1 protein-coding gene is annotated in these 6,125 nt (G+C 73.1%); it reads left to right on the forward strand.

Annotated elements, in window-relative coordinates; translation table 11 throughout:
- On the forward strand, positions 1-6,125 hold a 6,125-nt coding region (locus tag OEY_RS29375; RefSeq protein WP_010596950.1), incomplete at both ends, for a non-ribosomal peptide synthetase.

Here is a 6,125-nt window from a genome sequence, read left to right on the forward strand (position 1 = left end):
CTCGGCGACCCGGCCGACCCGGACTCGCTCGCCGCCGCCCAACTCGACTACTGGCGCGAGACCCTGTCCGGGGCACCGGAAGTGCTGGCGCTGCCCACCGACCGGCCCCGCCCGCCGCACCAGTCGTTCCGCGGCGCCACCGTCCGCTTCGACGTCGGTGCCGAGCTGTACCGGGCCGTCGGCGAACTGGCCCGCACCCACGGCGCCACCCCCTTCATCACCGTGCACGCCGCCCTGGCGGTGCTGCTGTCCCGGCTGTCGGGCAGCGACGACGTCACCGTGGGCACCCCCGTCTCCGGTCGCGGCGACCGTGCCCTCGACGATCTGGTCGGCATGTTCGTCAACACCGTGGTGCTGCGCACCCCCGTCGACGCGCAGCACACCTTCGCCGAACACCTGACCCGCGTGCGGGACCGGGACCTCGACGCCCTCGCCCACACCGACCTGCCGTTCGACGCCCTGGTCGATGCCGTCCCCGGCCACCGGTCCGAGGCGTACGCGCCGCTGTTCCAGGTGATGCTGGCATTCCAGAACACCGAGTCGGCCCGCCTGCAGCTACCCGACCTGACCGTCGACGTCTCCGAAATCGACACCGGCACCACCAAATTCGATCTGCACCTGACCCTGACCGAGGTCCCCGGCCACGACGGCGCCGCCCTCACCGGCGCCCTGTCGTATGCGACCGACCTGTTCGACCCCGGCACCGTCACCGCCCTCACCGAGCGGTTCGTGAGGCTGCTCACCGCCGTGACCGCCGCCCCGCACGTCCCCGTCGGCGACCTCGACCTGCTCGAGGGGGGAGAACGGGAGCTGATCCTGCGGCGCTGGAACGCCACCGACGCGCCCCGCACCGCGCACACCCTCGCCGACCTGTTCGCCCGGCAGGCCGCCCGCACGCCCGACGCCGACGCCGTCGTGTTCGGCGACGAGACCGTGACGTACGCCGACTTCGACGCCCGCACCAACCGGCTCGCCCGGCACCTGATCGCCGCCGGGGTCGGTCCGGACCGTCTCGTCGGTCTCGCGATGCGCCGCTCGGTCGAGCTGCTCGTCGGGATGTACGCGGTGATCAAGGCCGGCGGCGCGTACCTGCCGCTCGACCCCGACCATCCCGCCGACCGGCTCGAGTACGTCCTGGACAACGCCCGCCCGGTGTGCGTGCTCACCACCACCGCCGACCGGACACCGCTGCCCACCTCCGTCCCGGTCCTCGAGCTGGACCGGCTGGAGCCGAGCGGCGAGTCCGCCGCCGCCCTCACCCCGCAGGAGCGCACCGCCCCGCTGACGGGGGACCACCTCGCCTACGTGCTCTACACCTCCGGCTCCACCGGCCGCCCCAAGGGGGTCGCGGTCCCGCACGCCGCGATCGTCAACCGGCTGCGGTGGATGCAGCACGCCTACCCGCTCACCGCCGAGGACACCGTCCTGCAGAAGACCCCGTTCACGTTCGACGTGTCGGTGTGGGAGTTCTTCTGGCCGTTGCACACCGGGGCTCGGCTCGTCGTCGCCGCACCCGACGGGCACCGCGACCCCGCCTACCTGACCACCGTCGTCGAGCAGCAGCACGTCACCGTGGCGCATTTCGTGCCGTCCATGCTCGCGGTGTTCGTCGCGGCCACCGACGCGGGCCGCTGCCCGTCGCTGCGGCTGCTGTTCTGCAGCGGCGAGGCGCTGCCCCCTGCCACGGTCACCGCCGCCCACGCGGCGTTCCCCGCCGCCGCGCTGCACAACCTGTACGGGCCCACCGAGGCCGCCGTCGACGTCACCTCGTGGGCGTGCACCGACGACGACGCCGACGTCGTGCCGATCGGTGCACCGGTGTGGAACACCCGCGTCCACGTCCTCGACGCGCGGCTGCACCCCGTCCCCGTCGGTGCCGTCGGCGAGCTGTACCTGTCCGGCATCCAGCTCGCCCGCGGCTACGTCGGGCGCGGCGACCTGACCGCCGACCGGTTCGTCGCCGACCCCTTCGGTCCACCCGGCACCCGCATGTACCGCACCGGCGACCTCGTGTCCTGGCGCCGCGACGGCAACCTGGTCTACCTCGGCCGTTCCGACTTCCAGGTCAAGCTCCGGGGGCTGCGAATCGAACTCGGCGAGATCGAGCACGCGTTGCTCGCCGACCCGGTCGTCGCGCAGACCGCCGTCGTGGTGCACCGGCCCACCGGCGCCGCCGACGGTTCCGACGGGGTGCTCGTGGCGTACGTGGTACCCGAGTCCGACCGCACCGTCGACACCGCGGCCCTGCTCGAGGCGGCCGCCGCCCGGCTGCCCGGCTACATGGTGCCCACCCACGTCGTCGTCCTCGACCGGCTCCCGCTGAACCCGAACGGCAAGCTCGACCGCAAGGCCCTGCCCGCCCCGGATCTCGCCGCCGACCGGGCGGCGGAACACGTCGCGCCGCGGACCCCGGTCGAACAGGTGCTGGCCGAGATCTTCGCCGATCTGCTCGCGGTACCGAGGGTCGGTGTGCACGACAACTTCCTGGAACTGGGCGGAAACTCGTTGCTGGCCATGCGGATGGCCGCGCGGATCGCCGCCGCGACCGGCGCCGAGGTGGGCGTGCGGGACCTGTTCGACGCACCCACCGTCGCGGCCCTGGCCGAGCGGCTACGTGACCGTGACGCCGCCGCCCGGCCCCCGCTCGCCGCCGTGACCCGGCCGCCGGTGGTCCCGCTGTCCCCGGCGCAGCAGCGCATGTGGTTCATCAACCAGTTCGACACGACGTCCCCGGCCTACAACATCGCCGTCGCGTTGCGCCTGGCCGGGACGCTGGACCACGCCGCGCTGCGGGCCGCCGCCGCCGACGTCGCCGCCCGGCACGAGACACTGCGCACGCGCTACCCGCTCACCGACGACGGCCCGGTACAGGTCGTGCTGCCCGTCGCGGTGTGGCAGCCCGACTTCACCGTCACCCCCGTCGAGACCGAGGACACGGTGCCCGCGCACATCGACCGGATCGTCGGCACCGGCTTCGACGTCGCCACCGAGGTGCCGGTGCGGATCCGGCTGCTCACCGTCACCGACACCGACCACGTGCTGGTCCTGGTCGTGCACCACATCGCCGCCGACGGATTCTCGATGGGACCGCTGGGGCGGGATCTGATGACCGCGTACGCCGCCCGCGCCGAGGGGCACGCCCCCACCTGGTCGCCGCTGCCGGTGCAGTACGCCGACTACACGCTGTGGCAGCACACCGTGCTGGGCGACGAGTCCGAGCCCGCCTCCCTCGCCGCAAGGCAGCTCGCGTTCTGGCACGACGCCCTGGCCGGGGCACCGGAACTGCTCGAGCTGCCGTGGGATCGGCCGCGCCCGGTGCAGCAGTCCGGCCGCGGTGCCCGCGTGGCCTTCGAGATCGGCACCGACACCCATCGCGGGATGCTCGCGTTGGCCCGCGCGCACGACGCGTCGCTGTTCATGGTCGTGCATGCGGCGCTCACGGTGCTGCTGGCCCGGCTGTCCACCAGCGACGACATCGTGATCGGCACCCCCGTCGCCGGCCGCGGCGACCGCGCCCTCGACGATCTCGTCGGCATGTTCGTCAACACCGTCGTGCTGCGGGCCCCGGTCGACGAACGCGAACGGTTCGATTCGCTGCTGCGGCGCGTCCGCTCGGCGGACCTGGCGGCCTTCGGCCAGGCCGACGTCCCGTTCGAGCGGCTCGTCGAGGCCCTCGACCCGCCCCGGTCGACGTCCTACCCGCCGCTGTTCCAGGTGCTGCTCGAATTCCAGGACATCGAGCGCCCCGACATCGCCCTGCCCGGGGCGACGGCCCGCGTGCTCGACCTCGATCCGGGCCTGTCCCCGTTCGACCTGCAGCTGTCGATCGCCGAACGGCCCGCCGGATCCGGCGTGCAGGCGGCGTTCACGTACGCCACCGACCTGTTCGACGCGGCCACAATCGCCTCGTTCGCGGACCGGTTCGTGCGGATCCTCGACGCCGTCACCGCGGATGCGGCCGTGACGGTGGGGGACGTGGAGATCGTCACCCCCCGCGAATTCGCCACCCTCGCCCCGGCGCGGGGCCGGCCCGCGGTCTCCCCCCAGCTGTGGCCCGAACTGCTGTCGTCGGTGGCGGCGATCGTGCCGGAGGCGGTCGCGCTGTCGTTCGAAGGCCGCACCGTCACCTACGGTGAGCTCGACGCCTGGTCCAACCGGCTGGCCCGGGTCCTCGTCGAGCGCGGCGTCGGACCCGAATCCTTCGTCGCGCTGGGGATTTCCCGATCGATCGAGTCGGTGGCGGCGGTGTGGGCGGTGACCAAGTCCGGGGCGGCGTTCGTCCCCGTCGATCCCGGCTACCCGCCCGAGCGGATCGCCTACATGCTCGACGACTGCCGGGCCGTCCTCGGGCTGACCACCACCGCCCACCGTGACGTGTGGCCCGCCGACTCGGTGCCGTGGCTGCTGCTCGACGACCCCGGCCTGCGCCGCGGACTCGACGACGTCTCGCCCGCCCCGGTCACCGACGACGACCGTCGGGCCCCGCTGCGGTACGACCATCCGGCCTACCTGATCTACACCTCCGGCTCGACCGGTCGACCCAAGGGCGTCGTCGTCACCCACCGCGGCCTGACGAACCTCAATGCCGAAGTGCGCGAACACTTCTCGATCACCCACCGGGCCCGCGTGTCGCATCTGGCCTCGCCGAGCTTCGACGCGTCCCTGTTCGAGCTGACCAAGGCGTTCTGCGCCGGCGCCACTCTCGTCATCGTGCCGCCCACCGTCTACGGCGGCGAGGAACTCGCCCGCATCCTGCGCGAGGAACACATCACCCACGCCTTCGTCACCCCCACCACCCTCGCCTCCCTCGACCCCACCGGGCTCGACGAGCTGCGCGTGCTCGTCGTCGCCGGGGAGGCCTGCCCACCGGAACTGGTCGACCGGTGGGCGCCGGGCCGGCACATGTACAACGGCTACGGCCCGTCCGAGGCCACCATCGAAACCAGCGTCAGCCCCGACATGCGTCCGGACACCACCGTCACCGTCGGCGGCCCCGCGATCGGTTTCCACGAGGTCGTCCTCGACGAACGACTGCGGCCTGTCCCCACCGGGGTCGCCGGTGAGCTCTACATCGCCGGCGCCGGCCTCGCCCGCGGCTACCATCGTCGCCCCGACCTGACCGCCGCCCGATTCGTCGCCGACCCGTTCGGGGCGCCGGGGGAGCGGATGTACCGCACCGGCGACGTGGTGCGCTGGCGCACCGACGGCGACCTCGAGTACCTCGGGCGTTCCGATTTCCAGGTCAAGGTCCGTGGGTTCCGCATCGAACCCGGCGAGATCGACACCGTCCTCGCCGCCCACGACGATGTCGCGTTCGCGGTGACGATCGGGCACCCCGCCCCGTCCGGCGACACCGCCCTCGTCGCCTACGTGCTGCCGGAGACCGGCCACCACGTCGACACCGCCGCGCTGCGCGCCCACGTCGCCGGGCAACTGCCGGCGCACATGGTGCCCGCCGCGGTCGTCGTCCTCGACGAGATCCCGCTCACCCCCGTCGGCAAGCTCGACCGCCGCGCCCTGCCGGTACCCGACCTGTCGGCCACCGGCGAATACCGCGCCCCGGCCACCGAGACCGAGACCGTCATCGCCGAGATCGTCGCCGAGGCCCTCGGCCACGAGAAGGTCTCCGTCGACGACAGCTTCTTCGACCTCGGCGGGAACTCGCTGATCGCCACCCGGGTGGTCGCCCGCATCAACGCCGCCCTCGGCACCGACGCCGGCGTGCGGGCATTGTTCGAGGCCCCCACGGTGCGGACCCTGGCCGCCCGCATCCTCGACGACCACGCCGGCGGCCCCCGCGTCCCCCTCACCGCAGGCCCGCGCCCGGATAGGATCCCGCTGTCCCCGGCGCAGCAGCGGATGTGGTTCGTCAACCAGTTCGACACCACCTCGGCCGCCTACAACATCCCCCTGGCGATCCGGCTGACCGGCCGCCTCGACCGGGCAGCGCTCACCGCCGCCGTGCACGACCTGATCGCCCGTCACGAAACCCTGCGCACCTGGTACCCGAGCGAGAACACCGGACCGGCGCAGCTGGTCACCGACCCCGTCCAGGCCACCCCCGACCTCGATCCGGTCCCGGTGTCCGCCGATGGACTGGCGCAGCGGGTGGCGGCGGAGGTGAC

This window comes from Rhodococcus sp. P14, from assembly GCF_000256505.1.
In the GTDB taxonomy this organism is placed as follows: domain Bacteria; phylum Actinomycetota; class Actinomycetes; order Mycobacteriales; family Mycobacteriaceae; genus Rhodococcus; species Rhodococcus ruber.